The sequence below is a fragment of the Dehalococcoidia bacterium genome, assembly GCA_021295915.1.
In the GTDB taxonomy this organism is placed as follows: Bacteria; Chloroflexota; Dehalococcoidia; order Lucifugimonadales; family UBA1123; genus VXRN01.
On sequence record JAGWBK010000014.1, the window covers coordinates 15,934 to 34,025 of the forward strand.

Genomic DNA, 18,092 nt, shown 5'->3' on the forward strand with positions numbered 1-18,092 from the left:
AGGGTGAGGGTGGATGCTCGCACTCCTCAAATGCGTTCCCCAACCTGATACAATCGCCCCCGTGCCCAATCATACCTTCGGAGGCGAACTGCCATGTTTGAGAGAGTTGCAGTCCTTGGAGTTGGGGCCATTGGCGGGATCATCGGCGGCTACCTGACCAGGGCCGGCCACGATGTCACCCTGATTGACCAGTGGGCCGCGAACGTTGATGCGATTCGAGACAAGGGTCTGACCGTCTCCACCCAGGAGGGAGACTTCACCGTCGAGGCAAACGCCGTACACCTGGGAGAAGTCTGCAACATTGTCGAGCCATTCGACCTCGTGTTTCTCGCGATGAAGTCCTACGACACCACATGGGCGACCCACTTCATTCTTCAGTACATGGCTGGAAACGGCGCAATCGTTTCGGCGCAGAATGGTATCAACGACGAGCGCATCGGCCCAATCGCTGGCTGGAGCAAGGTGCTCGGATGCGTGATTACGCTCGGAGCGGGCATGTATGAGCCCGCCAACCCGATCAGGACCAGCGTTGCCGACAGGCTGGCATTCACCATTGGCGAGCCCAGCGGCATCGAGTCCAACAGGGCGCACGCGATCGCCGACATGCTCGGTGTCGTCGGTCCCACGAAGGTGACATCCAACATGTGGGGTCAGAGATGGTCCAAGCTGGCTGTCAACTCCATGGCCAACCCGATCTGCGCCCTGACCGGACTGACTTCCGGTGCGTCCCGCGAGACGCCAGGCGTCGTTGACGTGACCGTGAAGATCGGCGCCGAAGTCGTCCGTGTCGGTACCGCCCTCGGCGTCAACGTCGACCCGATCAACAACGTCCCAGCCCAGCAGTACGTCGAGGCCTCCGAGGACGCGACAGTTCTGGAGGACCTCAAGTCCCAGCTTGCAGAGACCGCTCGCGAGCTCGGCGCAGGCCGACCGTCCATGCTCCAGGATGTCATGAAGGGACGCAGAACGGAGATCGAGTACCTCGACGGCTACGTCGCTAACCGTGGTCGCGAGGTCGGGATATCGACACCAGCATGTGACCGGATAACCTCGCTCGTCAAACAGGTAGAGGCAGGCGCACTGGAGTCAGAGGCCGACAACATCAACCTCATGAGCGATTTCATGTAGGGGCAGGTTTCAGACCTGCCCCTACCGCGAATACCACCAACAGGCCCCCTCTCCCTCGGGGTTTACAGGGGTATGTAAAGATACACAGATAGGCATGAGTACCATCAACATACCCCCTCTCCCTCAGAGCCTGCCCCGGACTTGATACGGGGGAGAGGGTTGGGGTGAGGGCGAAAAGGTCGAATACATGCCCCTTTAAGCTCCATCGGGGTGAGGGTGAATACCTGATCCTGCCGGACTCATCGAGAAGGGATAGACGCTTGTATCAGTCTGAAGCAGCGCAACGCAGGACGAGGAATCGGAAAGGCGCCCGTATCCTGTTGCTGCTCGCCTGCATCGTGACCACACTCAGTGCGGGCATGTACATTCCAGGTCCGCAGGCAACGTTGCTCTCTCGCCTTATTCTCGTGGTGTTCTCTATCTCGTTCCTGATGTCACTGTCCGTGGCGGCAGTGATCGTCCCGTCTCCCCCTGACCCTAGGGAACGTATGCGCAACGTCTTATGGGGCTGGAAACGTCATTCCGACGAAGACCGGTCAGACGCAGACGAGTCCCACCTAACGGGTCTCCCGTCGCCCGCCGAATTGCAAAAGGCCGCCCTCGATCAGCGCAGGGACCGCTGAAGGTTGCCCTTGGCAGCAGTCGACGGGACAATATCCCTTCTTCCCTAGGGGGAGGGTTAGATCCTGCCCGGACTTGATCCGGGGGTGAGGGTGAAGAGTTCGACGACAAGTCCCTTGTTGGCCACCTTAGAGAGGTAGGGGCAAGGCGATTGACACCCTGCGTAATCGGTTAGAGAATGGCTTGGCCGCGCCTGCGGCAGGGGAGTTCAAACTTGCCACAAGTGGCCCTAGATAACGTACGCGTTCTTGAACTGACAGACGGGATCTCCGGCCCGTACTGTGCCAAAATGCTGGCCGACTTCGGCGCCGAAGTCATCAGTATCGATCACCCGGTCCCCGTTGCTCAGCCTTACCCTGAGATCAACGAAGCAGAGCGAAAGGCGCGCCAGCTCCACCTGAACACCAACCGCAAGAGCCTGACTCTCGACCTGGAGTTGGAGCGCGGCAGAGACGTGTTGCTGGATCTGGCTCTCCACTGCGACATCATCGTTGAGAGCATGAGGCCCGGCATGGTCGAGGGACTCGGCATCGGTTACGAGAAGCTGTCGCAGTCCAGGCCCGACATCGTAATGACGTCGGTTACTCCATTCGGTCAGGACGGCCCCTACAACCAGTGGAACTACACGGAGCTCACTCTGTTCGCAATGACCGGAGCGATGCACCGTGAGGGGCTTCCGAACAGGTACCCGCTCAAGTACGGTGGCGAGATCGCTCAGTACTTCGCCGGTACAACCGCTGCCGCCGCTACCATGGGCGCGCTGGCTGGTGTCGCACTGACTGGCATTGGCGACTGGATCGACATATCCATCCTGGAGGCCATGGCTGGTCACCCTCACCAGATCGGACGCCGAGCCCCGTTCGCGTACTCAGGTGAGAACGACCTTCGCATCGAGCCTCGCACGTCGGCCGCGGGAGGACGTGAGCCGTACGCGGTCGGGACCTTCAGGTGCAAAGACGGCTACGTCAGCTTCCTGCCCCTGGGTCCGAGGATGTGGCCTAACATTGCCCAGATGATCGGCCAGCCCGAGCTCAGGGAAGACCCCAGGTTCCTCTCGACCGAGGTCCGGAGCGAGAACCGGCTGGAGTTGGAGGTGATCTTCCAGGACTGGCTCGACCAGCACACCAGGATGGAGGTCTTCGACGCCGCCCAGAAGGCGGGAATCCCCGGTGGGCCGGTGCTGGAGGCCCTCGAGGCTGCCGACAACGAGCACTTCAGAGAACGAGACTACTTCCAGGTGATCGAGCACCCGGAACATGGCACTCACAGTTACACTGGACTGCCTTTCCGACTGTCTGAAGCCCCGATCTCACCGCCGTCGCCAGCCCCACTACTCGGCCAGCACAGCAGAGAGGTACTGACAGGACTACTCGATATGTCTGAGCAGGAGCTTGAATCACTTGTAGAGAGCGGAGTCACCAGCCTTGGTTAATTCATCAGGCATTAAACCCGGCCCTCTGTCTGGGGTTCGCGCGCTCGAGCTTGCCGAGATATGGGCAGGGCCGTTCTGTGGCTCCCTGCTGGCCGACATGGGGGCAGAAGTAATCAAGGTAGAGGCGATTCAGCGAATCGCCAGGGGGCCGATTCGGCCGAGGCCAGGTACCTCCGGCTACCCAGACGGCGAGCCAGGCGAGCGCCCCTGGAACAGAAACGCCAATTTCAATGTGCTCAGCCGCAGCAAGCAGGGCATTACACTCGACCTGACCACCTCCGACGGTGCGGAAACCTTCAAGGAACTGGTCAACGTCAGCGACGTGGTATTCACCAACTACGCCTTTGGAGTAATGGACAAGTTCGGCCTGGGCTATGAGGAGCTTCGCAAGGTCAAGCCTGACATCATCGCGCTGTTCACCCCCGGCTACGGCAACACCGGCCCCTACAGGACTTTCCGCAGCATGGGTATGGTGATCGACGCGATTACGGGCCACACCGCGCTCCGCGGCTATCCAGACATGGAGATTTCGCGCAACTCCCTTGTGCACCACCCGGACGCGGTCGCCGGTGCAACCGCCGTCTTCTCGATCTGTCTCGCCATTCACAATCGTGCCCGCACCGGGAAGGGGCAGTTCATCGACCTGTCTCAGGCGGAGGCATTCATGCCGCACCTGGGCGAGGTCTATCTCGAGCATTCACTAGTAGGTACGCCAAGAAGTCGTCGGGGCAATCGCCACCCCGCCATGGCTCCCCACGGGACTTACCCGTGTGCAGGGGACGACGAATGGGTAGCAGTCTCAGTCCAGTCGGACGAGCAGTGGCGCGAGATGTGCCAGGCAATGCAGATGCCGCAGCTCGCGCACCACCCTGACTTCGAAACGCTTCCAGCTCGCCTGCGTAACCAGGACGAGCTTGACTTGATTATCAGCCGCTGGACGCGGGAGATGAGCAGATACCAGGTCGCGAACCTTCTACAGGAGTACGGAATAGCAACCGGCCCTGTGCTGGACTGTGGCGGCGACACCTATGACAATCCACACCTGCAGGACCGTGGGTACTTCCAGGCCGTGGACCACTCGGACGCAGGCGTGCATCTGCTGAGTGGACCGATTTGGCGCATGCACAACCGACCAGAGGTGAGACACGAGCCGGCCCCGGGTCTGGGCCAGCACAACGAGGATGTGCTGGGAGACCTCATGGGCCTGAGCCACAGTAGGCTGGCTGAGCTCGAGGCTACTCGGATCATCGGCACGGTCCCACTCGACGGCGCCGACATGGGCGGAGTCCGCCGCGCCCGAGAACGCGGCCTCTCATCCTCCGACTCGTAGCGTCGTAGGTGCTACACTGTTTGGAATATTGTCGTGGAGCACTAACGAGGCATGAGCTTTGACGTAAAAGCTGACCCCGTGCCGCTGCGAGTGGACGATAGCGGTACGGTCAGAGTTGGCAACTCCAGGGTGACGCTTGACGTCCTCATCGGTGCGTTCAAACTTGGCGCGAGCCCCGAGGAAATTGCCGAGCAGTTCCCCTCTGTTCAGCTCTGCGATGTCCACTCTGTGCTTGGGTACTACCTTCGACGGCAGGATGAGGTTGACGAGTACCTGAGTGCCCGCGCAGCAGATGCTGAGAAAATCAGATTGGAAGTCGAGCGTAAATTCCCGCCTGCGGACTATCGGGCTCGACTCATGAAGCAGCGCGCAAACGGAGGCTAGCCTCCATTGGTGCGGTTCGCTGCCGATGAGAACCTGAACAATCACATCGTCAGCGGTTTGCTCGTCCGCAATCCAGTAGTCGACATAGTTCGCGTACAGGAAGTAGGACTAGCTGGTGCTGATGACCCGTCAGTGCTTGAATGGGCTGCCGGAGAGGATCGTATCCTTCTTTCCCACGACGTGACCACAATGCCGAGATACGCCTCCAATCGACTGGAGGCCGGACAGCCGATGCCAGGCTTGTTCTTGATTCCCCAGAGTCTCCAAATTGGGGAAGTGCTTGAGAACTTGCTGCTTATCGCACAGGGCAGCCTGGACAATGAGTGGGACCGCCAAATCAGGTATCTTCCACTCTAATGCAATTGTAAATCAGCTCCTATGACACTGGCGGTGGCGCGGCGTCATCGTCGTCTGTGTAGATGTGCGGCTGATCGGGAGTGGTCACAGCCAGCCGGAACGAGATTCCGTCGCCCACTGAACTGATGTGGTGCCGCATCCCCTCTGGCACGAACACTATGTCGCCCTCAGAGGCGTGGATCAGAGGCCTGCCCTCGCCGACGTTCCACGTCAGCTCACCGCCCAGGATCGTCCACCACTCGTTGAAGTCAGGATGCCAGTGGGCGTTGTTCGTCATGCCTGGGCCGTGACAGATCAGGTTCGCGCTGTTGCGGTCGTCCAGCAGGATTGACGTCGCCCAGGGCGGCTCTCCGAACTTCTCCAGCATGAAATCGAGCGTGGTGTGAATCATGTTGGGCGGTCCGTCCTGCTCTGGGAACGGCCTGATGATGTTTGACCTCTGCCCGGTGCTGTCGTGGTTCGACGTCGGACTCGTTATTCTCAAACGCAACGAATTCTCAGTCCCGACTGTCCGAATGGCGTGACGCTGGCGCTTCGGTGCCATCACTACGTCGCCCTTCGTGGCCCGAACTGGAGGGTAGTCTCCGACCTCCCAGACTAGCTCCCCAGCGAGAACGATCCACCATTCCACGAAGTCCGGGTGGATGTGCGGGTCGTTCTCCTGCCCGGGCGCATTGCATATGAGCACTGCGTCATTTCGTCCGTCAGATAGCAGCTTCTCAGCCCACGGCGGCTCGCCGTGACGCGCGACTACGTCCGAAATATTTATGTGAAGCGGCTCTGTGCTGACACTCGCTTCGCTGGTTGTCATACTCAACTCCTTACCACGAGAGGGCGTAGCAGGCCCGGCGCGGGTCGCCCGATGATGCAAGGACGCCTGTCTGAGGGTCGCGTGTCGAAACCGTCGCGCCCATGCCGGCACTGGCGACGGATACGATGTCGTGGCCCATTGCGCTCAGCTCGTCCCTGGTGCTCTGCGGGATACCCGGCTCAATTCCAAGCTGGCCCGGATAGTATGTGTGCGGGTAGAAGCTGTTCTTCACTCCCTGGCTGGCGAACCGGGGAGCTTCAACTGACTCCTGCGGGTTCATGCCCCACAGCACTGAGTTAAGCACAAGCTGCATGTTGGCCTGTGCCTGATGGTCGCCGCCGGGGCAGCCGACTGTCATCACAGGCACTCCGTCTTTTGAAACGATGTAGTTTACGAGGGTCGTCCTCGGACGCTTGCGAGGCTCCAGCCTGTTCGGATGGCCGTCCTCGAAGTTGAACATCTCGATACGAGTGCTGAGGCCGCAGCCCAGTTCTGGGAAGAAGACCGACTTCGCAAACGATCCGCCGGACGGCGTCGCGCAGACCAGGTTACCGTCGCGGTCGATGGAAGAGATGTGCGTCGTACCGCTATCCGCACCACCGTCACCGTCGCCAGCAGCCGCAACGGCCTCTCTGGCCGCAGCAGCCGTGCCCGACATCGCCGAGTACTTCCAGGGGTCTCCCGGCGCCGGCAGTTCCGGCATGGCCCTGTTCGAATCTATGAGAGCCGCCCGCTCCCGTGCGTACTCCTTAGAGAGCAGCCCGTCGATCGGTACGGTAGCAAAGTCAGGGTCGCCGTAGTAGGCCTCACGGTCGGCGAACGAGAGATTAACAGCTTGGCTGACCGTGTGGATGTAAGCCGTCGAATTGTGACCCATCGCTTTGAGGTCGAAGTTCTCCAGTATGTTCAGGGACTGCATGAGCACCGCGCCCTGCGTCCAGGTGCTCTGGCCGTGGACCTCATGGCCCATATAGCCCGTCTTGATAGGGGTCTCGTACTTTGGCTCATAGGCGGCCAGAGATGGCATGTCCAGGATGCCGCCGACTCTCTCACTGCACTCTGCAATGATCTCCGCGATCTCGCCTGTGTAGAAGCAGTCACGCGCCGCACGGACGCCGTCCACCCTGTGCCCGCTTCCCGCACCTTCGGCCTCAACCATCTTGCGGAAGACGTTCGCAAGTCCCTTCTGTACCAGCAGCGAACCAGGTTCGGGCGTGCTTCCGTTGTCATAGAAGATATCCAGCCCGCCGGGCGGGTACTCCTCAAACTGGCCCCTGGTGACTGGGCTGTCGATGCGCTCAAGCATGTACTCGTAGTTCGGTATCCCGCGCTCGGCATAGTGGATGGAAGGCTCAAGCACCTCTCCCACGGTCTTCCTGCCGTACCTTTCCAGTAGCGACAGGTACGCTGCCACCACGCCGGGCAGGGTGAAGCTGAGGTGGGCCAGCGGACCAGGGCCGGTGGGGATCTCGCTCTGGCCCAGGCTGCGATACCAGTCGACAGTTGCCCTGTCTGGTGCAGTGCCCTGGCCGCTAAGGGACAGGAGGTCCCCGCTTTCGGCATGGTAGAGCATGAACACGCCTTCAGCCGCCAGGGAATACGACGCTATCGGCTCGGTTACCGCAGCAGCGAAGCCAGCGGCTACGACTGCGTCAAACGCGTTTCCGCCAGTCAACAGCATCCGCATTCCGGCCATAGAGGTCAGGTAGTGACCGCTTGAGATAACCCCTTGCGTCCCGTAGACCACCGGTCGTCCGGTCGCCTGCTGACTGATGTTTCCCTGCTCCATCGCCGAAGCGCTGATTGACGTTGTCATCTTCCTCTCTCTTTCTGCATGGGCCGGTATCGAGCTTGAGTAAATTCGCTGTTCAACAGCGTATTGAGAATGAGCCGTTAGCTATCGGCGGCGATTCTCTTCTTCCAGAAACTATCGAGATTGTCAGTTGGGCGCCACCCAAGTATACGTTTCGCCTTTTCGTTCGTGAACTTCCCGTGTGGCAGATCGGCAAAGATGAAGAACGGCTCGCACTTCGAGGGCAGCGACTCGAGCGGAATGCTCAGCGCGGGTACAAAGGCCTCACCTGCATCCTGCCAGGTGACGTTGAATGGCGTGAAGTCCTTACCGTAACCCTCGACCTCGTCTCCAAAATGGAAGTTGTAGAACAGCAGCGTCAGAACGTACAGGTCGTGGTTCTCGGTGAAGACACGGCAGATCTCCTGCCCAAGCGACTTCGTGATCGCGTACAGGAGCGTGCCCGACTGCGAAGGCACGTCCGGCCCTATGAGGTGGTCGGAGTTCTCGTACGTCGGCCCGGTGATCGTGAAGTGGGGACCTGTGTTGATCACCCTCCGAATGCCATGATGCACCGCTGCCGCGCAGGCATTGTAAGTGCCCCGCGCATTGACGTCGAACGCGATACGACGGTGTGGCCTCAGCACGGACAGGTTGATGATCGCATCCATACCATCTGCGGCCTCGATCACTCCATCCAGGTCGGAGACGTCCAGGTTGAAGTACTCGTGAGACGTTTCCGGAGGTTCGTTGACGTCTGTCAATCTCAGAGTATGCTCCCCCTCAAGCGCCCTTATGACATGAGGGCCGAGCATCCCGTTGGCTCCCAGTATCAGTACGTTCATCAAGGTGCCTTTGTCTGGCAGGAAGGCGAGGGTCTCATCATTGGTGAGAAACTCCATGGCCACGCAGGGATGAGAATAGCCCAAATGCCTGGAGTTGACCAGTATCGCCTTCACGACTGGCGTTAGCTTGAAGGACTGAATCCGAGGCGAGTCTCAGCCGTGGTCGTCAGGAACCGGCGGTTGGGCACATCTGACTGTATATGGAACACCGACCAGTAGCTCCGTGAGCCCGCATACCCCTCGGATATGTCCGCGGTTAGTGCCTTCTCGACTGCCTGCACCGCGTCACTCGGATAGAGGGTCGACGTGGCGGCCGGAGCGCCGTCTTCCTCTGCAAGATCCCCGAGTCTCAGGCACACGACCTCGATCTTGTGCTCTCGCGCAAACTCGCGGCAGATGAACTCACCTAAGTGGAAGCAGAGCACGTCCGTCTCTGTGGTCGGGGCCGGAAGCCATCGTTCGGTGACGGCGTACTCTTCGTCGTATCGGCCCATTACTGAGAGCGAACTCAAGAAGACAAACCTCGGCACGCCCTCTTCGGCAGCGGCTCGCACGAGGTTGTAGACGCATCGCATGGCAGCATCCAACTGCTCGGAAACGGGAAGTTCCCCGTCGACCTGTCCCGGATGAATGACAACGTCCATCCCTCTTACAAGGTCATTGGTCGCCTCGTCGTGGTCGAGGTCGCAAAGGACGAAGCTGTCTGCATCTGACACGGCAACGCGATCGGAGAGCGTCACGCTATGCGACTCATCCAATGCCTCTGCCAGCAGTGTGGCAATCCGCGTCGACGCTCCCGTAATGAGTATGTTCACGCCCTGATCTCTCCAGTATTCTGGCTGCACAGCTTAACGTATTCTAAGCTGTATGGACACTTGAAGGCGCTCAGGACAGGTCTTACAAAGATCAAGGCCCCGGACGCCAACAGCATCCGGGGCCTCTTTGATTTTAGCCGAGCCTCGGGGACCTACTCAGCCGGAGGAGTCTCGCTGGCGACAAGCCCCACGGCCGCACCAGCCGGATCAGAGAAGAACGCCATTGTCACTGCGCCGGGGATAACCGTCACAGGCATGAGGACCTGTCCGCCGGCCGCTACTGCCTTGTCGAGATAAGCTTGGAGATCGTCCACTTCGATGTAGAACGCGACGCAGGTCTCGTCCGTGAACGAGGGGCCGATTCCACCATTGATGCCGGACTCAGTCTGCGTGTCGACGACTCCATAGGTCATGCCGCCGGGCATAGGGGCATCGCTAATATTCCAGCCGAAAACCTCTCTGAAGAACGCCTTGCTCTTCTCTGCGTCATTGGACTGGACTTCGAAGTGGACTACAGGGTTGGGCATACGTACACCTCCTGGGTGCTGTTTTGAGATTCCGGCGCCAAACCGGTGTCTTTCTGTGGCTGCTGTAGCTTGAACTTCGCCACAACACGCATATAATGGTAAGTGCTCTTAGAACAATTGTTCAAGAGCAATCCAGGCCCTGTTGCACTGAAATTCGGACGAGACAGATGCGTCACATCCTTCACGCAGACTTCGACGCGTTCTACGCTTCGGTCGAACAGCTCGACAATCCCGAACTCAGAGGCAGACCGCTCGCCGTAGGCGGCAGCCCCGAGTCCAGGGGCGTGGTCGCTGCCGCATCCTACGAGGCTCGGGAGTACGGTGTGCGCTCAGCAATGCCCATGCGCACCGCTTTCAACATCTGCCCAAACTTGGTCCGAGTCAGCGCCCGCTTCGGACGCTACCGAGAAGTCTCCCGAAGGGTCATGGACATCTTCAACGATGTCACTCCACTGGTTGAACCACTATCGCTTGACGAGGCTTTTCTGGATATTACCGATCGAGTTACTCGCGAGGTTAAGCCTGAAGACATTGCACGCCGCCTCAAGACGCGGGTTAAACGCGAACTCGGTCTGACCATCTCTGTTGGAGTAGGCACAAGTAAGTCTGTCGCCAAGATCGCATCCGACCTCGACAAGCCGGATGGGCTGACGGTCGTGTCGCCCGGAACTGAGAGGTCCTTCCTCGCGCCGCTGCCGGTAGGCAAGCTGCCAGGCGTCGGACCCAAGACCCAGGAGCGCTTGGCATGGGAGGGCGTAGAGACAGTCGGCCATCTTGCCGAGCTCACGGACGAGTGGCTGACTACCCGATTTGGGCGTAACGGGACGTACATGAAACGGCTTGCCACAGGTCAAGATGACCGTCCCGTCGAGACCAGCCGCGACACCAAGTCGGTCAGTTCGGAGACCACTCTGGTCACTGACACCGGCGACCCGGACGCGCTCCAGGAGTTGGTGAACAGGCTGAGCCAGGACGTCTCTCGCTCGCTGGAGAGACGGGACCTGTGGGGGCGTACCGTGAAGGTGAAGCTCAGGCTGTCGGACTTCACTACCTTCACCCGCCAGGTGACTCTCCCGGAGGTCGTTCAGGCGTCAGACGAGATTGCTGGAGCCGCCGGCGTCCTGGTCCGCAACGAGACAGGCCCAGGCAGGACCTTCAGGCTGGTCGGCGTCGGAGTAGCCGGCTTCGAGGATGCCCGCGAACGCCAGAAGCCAATCGTGCAGCCGAGACTGCCAGGGATCTAGGTTGGTGTTGGCCTACACCTCAAGCTCGTCGAATATGGCCCGATATGACGCCACACGGGACGCCGAAACTCCGCCCTCGGCTTCGGCGGCGCGGACAGCACACTCCGGCTCCTCGAGGTGGGAGCAGTTGCTGAATCTGCACTCGGCAGCCAGCTCGTCGACTTCCGGGAAGTACAGAGGCAACTCGCCTAGAGTGAGCCCGGCTATCCCGAACTCCCTGATGCCGGGGGTGTCGGCGACGTACCCGCCCACGTCCAGCTTGTAGAGCTTCGACTGAGTCGTTGTGTGCGTTCCCTGCCGGTGAGCTTCGCTGATTCTGCCTACCCTGATGTCCAGTCCGGGCTGCACCGCCGACATCAGAGAACTCTTTCCAGTCCCTGAGAGTCCCACGACGACAGTCAGCTTCCCCGTAAGCGCGTCCCTCAGTTCGTCAATACGAAGTCCGGTCGTCGCCGACGTGACTAGCACCGTGTGCCCCATCTCGCGGTAGATGGAGATCGATGCCTCCAGTTCCGTTCGGTCGTCAATCAGGTCAGCCTTGTTGATACACACGATCGGCTCGATCTCCGACAGTCCAGCAGCGATGAGGTAGCGGTCTATCAGCTCTAGCCACAGGTCCGGAGTCTTCCATGACGACACGATCAGAAGCTGGTCTACGTTGGCTGCTATTACCTGCTGGCGCGGCGCGAGGAACGGGTCTGGCCTGGCAAGGATGGTCCGTCTTGGATGAATGTCCTCGATGGCCCAGGAGCCCTCAGAGCCTTCGGACACGATTGCCGTGTCCCCGACGGCTACGGGATTGATGTACCCAGTGTCGATCTCTGTCAGCAGTCCCCTGACAGTAGCAGGCTGTTCCACATCGTCGAACTCGACCCGCGCCGACATCCCGGCCACTTCCGTCACCAGTGCCGTCCGCGTGTCTGCCAGGGAGACGCTTCGTTCAGGAGTGGATACGAGATCGGAAGAGAGCGGGGACGCGATTACCGCCTCTTCGATCTGCTTGCGGCGGTCCCGTTCATCTCTGGGCATGACCCTCTCAATGGGGTCGTAGTCTATCTCGTCCCAGTCCTGTTCGACGCGCGCAGTCCAGTCGTTCTGACGCGCACGGCTCCGCTTCACGTTTCCGCTGCGCCGAAACGTCTTTTTAGACCTGCGATCCTGTCGCCTCTTCCGTGGGCTTGTCATAGACTCCTGTAGAACCGGATTCTACTTAGACGCAAAGCGATTGGCAATCCAGAAACCATGCAGATTTCCACTTCAACAAGTCTGACCCCCGACCGCTACGTCGCCACCGGTTCCGAGCCCGTGTTCGAGATCGCCACAGATGGCGTGACGCTCGATCTCACAGGCTGTTTCATCGACGGATCTGACTACACAGGCGTCGGCATTCACATTCACGATTGCGACGGCGTGACCATACGCGGCGGAGTGATTAGGAACTTCTACCAGGGTATTCGCGCTGAGAACGTACGCAACCTCCGCATCGAGGACTGCGTGGTATCGGATAACCACAATCCTCAGGGGATCGGCTGGCTTCCCGACACACACCAGCCCAACGAGGAAGGCTACGGAGGAGGCATCTTCCTGTCGAACGCTAGCGACTCGACAATGCACCGCTGCCTCGTCACCGGAAACTTCAACGGCATAGACCTCGTCCGGTGCAAACGTGTGACAGTAAGCGAGACCGACGCCTCCCACTGCTCCAACGTGGGCATTCACCTGCTGAGTTCCACCCACTGCACAGTTGAGAAGTGCAGGGCGGAGCACTGTATCCGCTTCACGGATCGCTTCTGGAACGACACCGCCGACTCGGCCGGCATCCTGATCGAGGAGTTCTCGCACCACAACCGGATTGTCGACAACAGTCTCAGGTACTCCGGCGACGGCCTGTTCATACGGGCCAACAATCGTCACTCATCAGACAACAACTACATCGCCCGCAACGACGGCAGTCACTCCCCGAACAACGCCTTCGAGGCTGTGTTCTCGTCCGGCAACGTCTTCGAGGACAACACCGCCGACGGCTCCAACTACGGATTCTGGCTCGGATATTCCAAACAGACCATCGTCCGAGGCAACCGCATCTGCTCCAACCGGCTGGACGGCATCGCCATAGAGCACGGCAGCGACAATCTAATTGAGCAAAACGTCATATCTGCCAACCGAAATGGGATCCGACTGTGGTGGGCGCCCTCAGACCTAGGAGACGACCCCTCATCCGGCTATGTTATCCGAGAAAACCGAATCTCAGGATCACGGGACCACGCAGTCAGCATCACCAACACGACAGACGTAACGCTCACATCCAACGACCTGCACGACAACCGGGCAGGCACTTCCCGGAAGTGGCACCACCTTCGCCAGGAACAGTAACGGTAGAGGGCGTACAGCCAAGAGACCACCTCTCCCTTGACGGGAGAGGGTTGGGGTGAGGGTGATAACACCGATAGCAAGCTACTCAAGCAGCTGCCTAGTCCTCCAGAAAACTCCGAAGCTCAGCCACGATGGCATGAACCCCCTCGGCGTCCGCGCCATTGGGCACGAGGTCCAGGTAGTGGACAAGGTCGTCGAGAGCCTCCGCACTGTGACCAAGCTGATAATGCACCACACCTCGGTCCCGGTGATTTCCTGCAGAGTGCGGCTCGAGGGCTAACGCAAAGTCTGCTACATCGAGAGCTCGCACATAGTCCTCATCGTGCATGTAGATAGCCTTGAGGTTACGGATGATACGGGCGACGATCTCCCGGTTGGATACCGGGGTGAGCAGGCTCTCATCCCAGTCGACCGGCCCCTGCATTCGCTCCTCCAGCAGCTTCTTGCACTCCTCCTTGGACAGCAGGTATCCGCCGTGGAACGGATCGACGAACAGGTTGTCGATCTCCAGATGCCTGACGAGGAAGTGCCCCGGCATTCCCACCCCCACCAGGGGCACCTTCAGCCGCCGGCCGACTTCCATGTAGACCACCGCGAGAGTGATCGGAATGCCCACACGCCTCTCCAGTACCTGGCTCAGGTAGCTGTTGCGTGGATCGTAATAGTCATCGTCGTTGCCCTTGAATCCGCCTTCGTCGAACAGGGCCTCGCTGATGGTGTTCATGCAGTACAGGGGATCGTCGTCATCCAGCAGCTTGCTGGAGATCGACCCTGCGATGCGCTGGAAGGTGAACAGCTCCTGGTCTATGTTGATTTCGGGGTACTCCGAAGCCGACAGAAGCAGCGCTGCCCGCGCCACGTCGATCTCATAGTCAGGTCTGTCCGTCACTTCGGAGAATTGCTCTAGCAACTCCACTCGTTCCAATGTACTCACCGTCCCCAGTTAGGGTTTAGATGTCTGTCCCAGACAAGGGTATCAACCGATTCTAGCCCACTTTCCCAGATTGTCCAGCATAACAGTCATGTTTGAGCCTGCAGTGTTCTTGTAGGTGCCGCCCCCGACTTGTTAATGAGCACGTGCGCCTCGCTCGCTATCGTTCACCCTGCTTCGATCGGGAGCGCAGGCGTCTCGCCCGCATTCGTTCGCCCTGAGCGTGTCGAAGGGCCTTTGACGAATCAGGATCAGATTCACCCTCGTCATGCCTCAGCAGCTCTCCTGCCCGTAACCACATACACCGGGTCAGCGTAGTGACCGACCTCCGGGCTGATGTCCCTGACCGTCACGTCATCCCAGCCGCCGCTGCTGACGAAGTAAGCACCTACGAGCTGACCTCTCCGGTAGTCGTCCAGCGACTGCCATACCGCGACCGCCTTTGTGGGAAACATGCGGTTCGAGTAGATAACGTGAAAGCTCGCGCCGCCCTTCAGCAGGCGGCGCACCTCAGAGAACACCTCCACCGGACTTGTCATGTACTGCACCGACACGGTAACCACCACTGCGTCGAAGACCTGGTCGTCGAATGGCAGCGCGGGCTCTTGGTTGAGGTCGTGGATCACGTACTCGTCAAGCTGCGGGTTTTCCCGCATCTCGACCTCGTTCATCCCCAGCCCAACTATCCTGCGCCCGCGCGGTTCGTGCGGCATGTGCGACCGCCACGAGCTCATCAGGTCCAGTATCGACCCGTTCTCAGGAAGTTCCTCTGAAAAGAAGTGCCTGATGGCCTCGATAGCGAATTCGTCGATGTGGACCACGAGCCTCGGGTGAGTGTAGAACACCCCGTCTGCGGACTCGTCCACCCTCCGAAAGAACCGTTCTGGAAACGCAGGATTCTCTTCCATGCCCACATTGTGACCCCATCAGGCCATCGATTCAAATGAGCATGTCTCAGATGGTAATTCTTGATGCCTCCTCACCCTTGATAGGCTGACACGAGTAGACAATGGTGTATACCAGCCAACAAGCCCCCTCTTCCTTGATGGGAGAGGGCTGGGGTGAGGGTGAAAGCGTCGCACCTCAAACTGACGCAGTACTACTTCTCAAGCGTCAGCATCACTTCGGAAACGCAACTGCATTGGGGCAGTAGGGAAGAAAAAAGAAAGTGGCAGGAGCGGCAGGATTCGAACCCGCGACCCTCGGTTTTGGAGACCGATGCTCTACCAACTGAGCTACGCTCCTGCGAAGCGCTGTGGAGTCAGCTTGCAGTCGATGGCTTGGAGGTCTCCTACAGGTAGGAGAAACTCACCACTGGTAACGCCCCGACCCAACTCCGCGCAACGATAATTGTACTATGCCCAGCCCAGCTATGTACAACTGAACCCACGTTCACCATTCCCAACTCCGACCTCAGACGTTATAGTACGTAGACACGGTTACAAAGTGCGGGGGAGGTCGAGATGACCACGACCAACGACAACTTCAACGGCATCCAGGAATACGCCAACGATCAGGGGCTGAAGCTCGACTGGATCGATCAGCAGGGCGAGTGGGGTGTAAAGGCCTCCGCCGACGGCCAGAAAGGCCTGACGCTATCAGACACTCAGATCGGCAGCTACGGTGATCCAGCGCCCACGTCCGACAACATGACGGGCAAGCCGCGCGGAGCCGCCTCCAGGCCAAACGCCTACCGCATCGGCGGGTACCAGGTGCGCACCAAGTCCGACATCTGGCTTGTGAACGCAGCCATGCTCTACGAAGAGGGACTGCAGCGACAGTGGAGCTCGGCCACCGATGTCCCCTGGGAAACGATCAGGCCACTGCCTGACGACGTCGAGCGCGCCCAATGCCAGCTTGCAACCTTCCTGACAGAGGTCGAGTTCGTCGCTGCGGACGTACCCGGACGCTGGGTGGCAGGCACATCCCCCGACTACTTCGAGCCTCGAATGTTCCTGATTACACAGATTATGGACGAGTCCCGGCACCTCGATGTATTCCGCAAGAGAGCGCTTGCAAACGGCGGTGGCCTTATGCAGCGTCCAAACGTCACTACCAGTGGAACGGTTGGCAGCATCGACCTCTCGCGCGACTTCACTGAGATGTCCTCCCGGCTTCACATCTCCGGTGAGGGCGCGGTGCTGACCATCTTCCGGATGGGCGAGCTGATGGCCTACAACGAGGCCGAGAAGCGCATCTACCGTCTCGCCGCCCAGGACGAGTCTAGGCACGTCGCCTTCGGCGTCATGCACATGCGCTACCTCGCCGAGACCGAACCCGAGCGCAAGGAAGAGGTACACGAATACCTCGACGAGGGCGAACGCGCCCTTGTTGCCGGGAACCAGAATCCGGCGGCCCGCGACACCGCCCAAAGCGAGGCTCTCGCAATCCTGCTCGGCGGCGGCGAGAAGAACTATGACGAGGGCTACCGCAAGCTGTTGGCGATACGCAAGCGGCAGGCGAAAGAGTACGTCCAGCGCATCCGCTCGGCAGGCTTTGGCGAGCGATTCGAAAACGGTCGCGCTCTGCCCGAGCTCATGGAATACGTGAAGAACTAGGTGGCCGACGTGAGTAACGAGAGACCCGTCCGGGGTCGTCGAAGGCTCGTCCTCGATGAGAACGTGGAGGTTTCCGAGCCGTCCCTCGAGTGGAAGGCTCGCACCCTGCAGTGGGGCACCCGGGCAAAGCCCGGTAAGGGCGGGCTGAAGATCGGCGACCTCAACGTCGGCATCTACGGCGAGATCCCAGACCACTGGGAAGAGCAGACCAGAATGCCCCGGGGCGCATACCCCATGCCGGGAGTGCCTCCTATCGGTATTGCCCTCCGAAGCAAGCGCGACCTTTGGGCCGACAACGCCGCTGACCTCTACGAGGAGGCGATCCAGCGACGCTGGGTGCCGGCCACCGATATCCCCTGGGACACCATCGAGCCTCTGCCCGACGACGTCGAGGCAGCGATGTGCCAGCTCTGCACTGAGCTCAGCCAGTGCGCGAACGTTGAATTCGAGACCATTGGCCACTGGCTCCAGCACATGTCGTTCGGCTACCACGAGGTCAAGCTCTTCCTAGCGTCCAATATGTTCGACGCGGGCAGACATCACGAAGCCTTCAGAAAGCGGGCGCTGTCCAACGGCGGCGGACTCGGGCTCGAAAGTCGCGGTGAGGTCAACCGGATGATCCTTGAGAGCAAGGGCGGCTGGTCCGAGACGAGCCTGCTCCTCCACCTGCTCAGGGGCACATTCATCTTGAACGTGTACCGCTACGGCGAGCGCTTCGCCAACAACCCCGCAGAGAAGGTGCTGTTCGGACTGGCGATGCAGGACAAGGCCCGGCACATTGCCTACGGCATTCAGCATCTCCGCTACGCCGTGACCCATAAGGACGACAAGGCGCTGGTGTTCGAGCGACTGCTAAACATCGGAGAGCGAGTCTTCGTGCGTGAACTCCAGGAGCCTGCCCTACTTGAGCCGATGGCCATAGTCTTTGGCGGCGGCATAGAGGG

At 59.9% G+C, this 18,092-nt stretch carries 18 protein-coding genes and 1 tRNA gene; 10 read left to right on the forward strand and 9 right to left on the reverse strand.

What is annotated here, in order from left to right:
* Window positions 1-93: 93 nt before the first annotated feature.
* The 6 genes from J4G14_06145 to J4G14_06170 all read left to right on the forward strand — a co-directional run bounded on the left by J4G14_06145 (window position 94) and on the right by J4G14_06170 (window position 5,252).
* Entirely contained in the window at window positions 94-1,128 is a 1,035-nt protein-coding gene (locus J4G14_06145; protein ID MCE2457380.1) for a 2-dehydropantoate 2-reductase, read from the forward strand.
* Window positions 1,129-1,388: 260 nt separating this feature from the next.
* Complete coding sequence (locus J4G14_06150; GenBank protein ID MCE2457381.1) at window positions 1,389-1,751, forward strand: hypothetical protein; 363 nt, start codon at window positions 1,389-1,391, stop codon at window positions 1,749-1,751.
* A gap of 212 nt (window positions 1,752-1,963) precedes the next feature.
* Window positions 1,964-3,181 carry a CoA transferase gene (locus J4G14_06155; protein MCE2457382.1) on the forward strand — a complete coding sequence of 406 codons (1,218 nt, stop codon included), beginning with the start codon at window positions 1,964-1,966 and terminating at the stop codon, window positions 3,179-3,181.
* Complete coding sequence (locus J4G14_06160; protein MCE2457383.1) at window positions 3,174-4,511, forward strand: CoA transferase; 1,338 nt, start codon at window positions 3,174-3,176, stop codon at window positions 4,509-4,511. The genes J4G14_06155 and J4G14_06160 overlap by 8 nt, the downstream gene beginning before the upstream one ends.
* Window positions 4,512-4,562: 51 nt before the next feature.
* Entirely contained in the window at window positions 4,563-4,895 is a 333-nt protein-coding gene (locus J4G14_06165) for a DUF433 domain-containing protein (GenBank protein ID MCE2457384.1), read from the forward strand.
* A gap of 6 nt (window positions 4,896-4,901) precedes the next feature.
* Window positions 4,902-5,252 carry a DUF5615 family PIN-like protein gene (locus tag J4G14_06170; protein ID MCE2457385.1) on the forward strand — a complete coding sequence of 117 codons (351 nt, stop codon included), beginning with the start codon at window positions 4,902-4,904 and terminating at the stop codon, window positions 5,250-5,252.
* A gap of 19 nt (window positions 5,253-5,271) precedes the next feature.
* On the opposite strand, the gene J4G14_06175 is transcribed toward J4G14_06170, so the two are convergent.
* The 5 genes from J4G14_06175 to J4G14_06195 form a co-directional block, all read right to left on the reverse strand.
* Complete coding sequence (locus tag J4G14_06175; GenBank protein ID MCE2457386.1) at window positions 5,272-6,063, reverse strand: cupin domain-containing protein; 792 nt, start codon at window positions 6,061-6,063, stop codon at window positions 5,272-5,274.
* 10 nt (window positions 6,064-6,073) lie between these two features.
* The gene (locus J4G14_06180) at window positions 6,074-7,879 is read right to left on the reverse strand and encodes a gamma-glutamyltransferase (GenBank protein ID MCE2457387.1); all 1,806 of its coding nucleotides are present in this window, start codon (window positions 7,877-7,879) and stop codon (window positions 6,074-6,076) included.
* Window positions 7,880-7,956: 77 nt separating this feature from the next.
* Complete coding sequence (locus J4G14_06185) at window positions 7,957-8,700, reverse strand: NAD(P)-dependent oxidoreductase (protein MCE2457388.1); 744 nt, start codon at window positions 8,698-8,700, stop codon at window positions 7,957-7,959.
* 122 nt (window positions 8,701-8,822) lie between these two features.
* A complete protein-coding gene (locus J4G14_06190; GenBank protein ID MCE2457389.1) occupies window positions 8,823-9,515 on the reverse strand; it encodes an NAD(P)-dependent oxidoreductase in 693 nt (230 codons plus the stop codon).
* Between the two features lie 152 nt (window positions 9,516-9,667).
* A complete protein-coding gene (locus tag J4G14_06195; GenBank protein MCE2457390.1) occupies window positions 9,668-10,042 on the reverse strand; it encodes a VOC family protein in 375 nt (124 codons plus the stop codon).
* Window positions 10,043-10,209: 167 nt separating this feature from the next.
* Here J4G14_06195 and J4G14_06200 point away from each other — a divergent pair, with 167 nt between their 5' ends.
* Window positions 10,210-11,286 (forward strand): DNA polymerase IV, encoded by a 1,077-nt coding sequence (locus J4G14_06200; protein ID MCE2457391.1) that lies wholly within the window; start codon window positions 10,210-10,212, stop codon window positions 11,284-11,286.
* A 12-nt stretch (window positions 11,287-11,298) separates the two neighbouring features.
* On the opposite strand, the gene rsgA is transcribed toward J4G14_06200, so the two are convergent.
* Window positions 11,299-12,405 (reverse strand): ribosome small subunit-dependent GTPase A, encoded by a 1,107-nt coding sequence (gene rsgA / locus J4G14_06205; GenBank protein MCE2457392.1) that lies wholly within the window; start codon window positions 12,403-12,405, stop codon window positions 11,299-11,301.
* A 123-nt stretch (window positions 12,406-12,528) separates the two neighbouring features.
* Between rsgA and J4G14_06210 the strand changes: the two genes are divergently transcribed.
* On the forward strand, window positions 12,529-13,659 hold the full coding sequence (locus J4G14_06210; GenBank protein ID MCE2457393.1) for a right-handed parallel beta-helix repeat-containing protein: 1,131 nt from the start codon (window positions 12,529-12,531) through the stop codon (window positions 13,657-13,659).
* Between the two features lie 97 nt (window positions 13,660-13,756).
* On the opposite strand, the gene J4G14_06215 is transcribed toward J4G14_06210, so the two are convergent.
* From J4G14_06215 to J4G14_06225, 3 genes are all read right to left on the reverse strand, one after another.
* Window positions 13,757-14,569, reverse strand: coding sequence for a tetratricopeptide repeat protein (locus tag J4G14_06215; protein MCE2457394.1), 813 nt, complete (start codon window positions 14,567-14,569; stop codon window positions 13,757-13,759).
* Between the two features lie 287 nt (window positions 14,570-14,856).
* Window positions 14,857-15,498 (reverse strand): methyltransferase domain-containing protein, encoded by a 642-nt coding sequence (locus tag J4G14_06220; protein MCE2457395.1) that lies wholly within the window; start codon window positions 15,496-15,498, stop codon window positions 14,857-14,859.
* 261 nt (window positions 15,499-15,759) lie between these two features.
* A tRNA-Trp gene (locus J4G14_06225) sits at window positions 15,760-15,835 on the reverse strand.
* A 218-nt stretch (window positions 15,836-16,053) separates the two neighbouring features.
* Between J4G14_06225 and J4G14_06230 the strand changes: the two genes are divergently transcribed.
* Together J4G14_06230 and J4G14_06235 are read left to right on the forward strand one after the other, a co-directional pair.
* On the forward strand, window positions 16,054-17,148 hold the full coding sequence (locus J4G14_06230; GenBank protein MCE2457396.1) for a hypothetical protein: 1,095 nt from the start codon (window positions 16,054-16,056) through the stop codon (window positions 17,146-17,148).
* 9 nt (window positions 17,149-17,157) lie between these two features.
* A partial coding sequence (locus J4G14_06235; protein ID MCE2457397.1) for a hypothetical protein occupies window positions 17,158-18,092 on the forward strand: 935 nt, incomplete at its 3' end.

What these genes read in the sequence shown, in the direction of transcription:
- J4G14_06145 (MCE2457380.1), top strand. Translation starts at nt 94, where the DNA reads ATGTTTGAGAGAGTTGCAGTCCTTGGAGTTGGGGCCATTGGCGGGATC.
- J4G14_06165 (MCE2457384.1), top strand. Translation starts at nt 4,563, where the DNA reads ATGAGCTTTGACGTAAAAGCTGACCCCGTGCCGCTGCGAGTGGACGAT.
- J4G14_06175 (MCE2457386.1), bottom strand. Translation starts at nt 6,063, where the DNA reads ATGACAACCAGCGAAGCGAGTGTCAGCACAGAGCCGCTTCACATAAAT.
- J4G14_06180 (MCE2457387.1), bottom strand. Translation starts at nt 7,879, where the DNA reads ATGACAACGTCAATCAGCGCTTCGGCGATGGAGCAGGGAAACATCAGT.
- J4G14_06185 (MCE2457388.1), bottom strand. Translation starts at nt 8,700, where the DNA reads ATGAACGTACTGATACTGGGAGCCAACGGGATGCTCGGCCCTCATGTC.
- J4G14_06195 (MCE2457390.1), bottom strand. Translation starts at nt 10,042, where the DNA reads ATGCCCAACCCTGTAGTCCACTTCGAAGTCCAGTCCAATGACGCAGAG.
- J4G14_06200 (MCE2457391.1), top strand. Translation starts at nt 10,210, where the DNA reads ATGCGTCACATCCTTCACGCAGACTTCGACGCGTTCTACGCTTCGGTC.
- J4G14_06210 (MCE2457393.1), top strand. Translation starts at nt 12,529, where the DNA reads ATGCAGATTTCCACTTCAACAAGTCTGACCCCCGACCGCTACGTCGCC.
- J4G14_06220 (MCE2457395.1), bottom strand. Translation starts at nt 15,498, where the DNA reads ATGGAAGAGAATCCTGCGTTTCCAGAACGGTTCTTTCGGAGGGTGGAC.
- J4G14_06230 (MCE2457396.1), top strand. Translation starts at nt 16,054, where the DNA reads ATGACCACGACCAACGACAACTTCAACGGCATCCAGGAATACGCCAAC.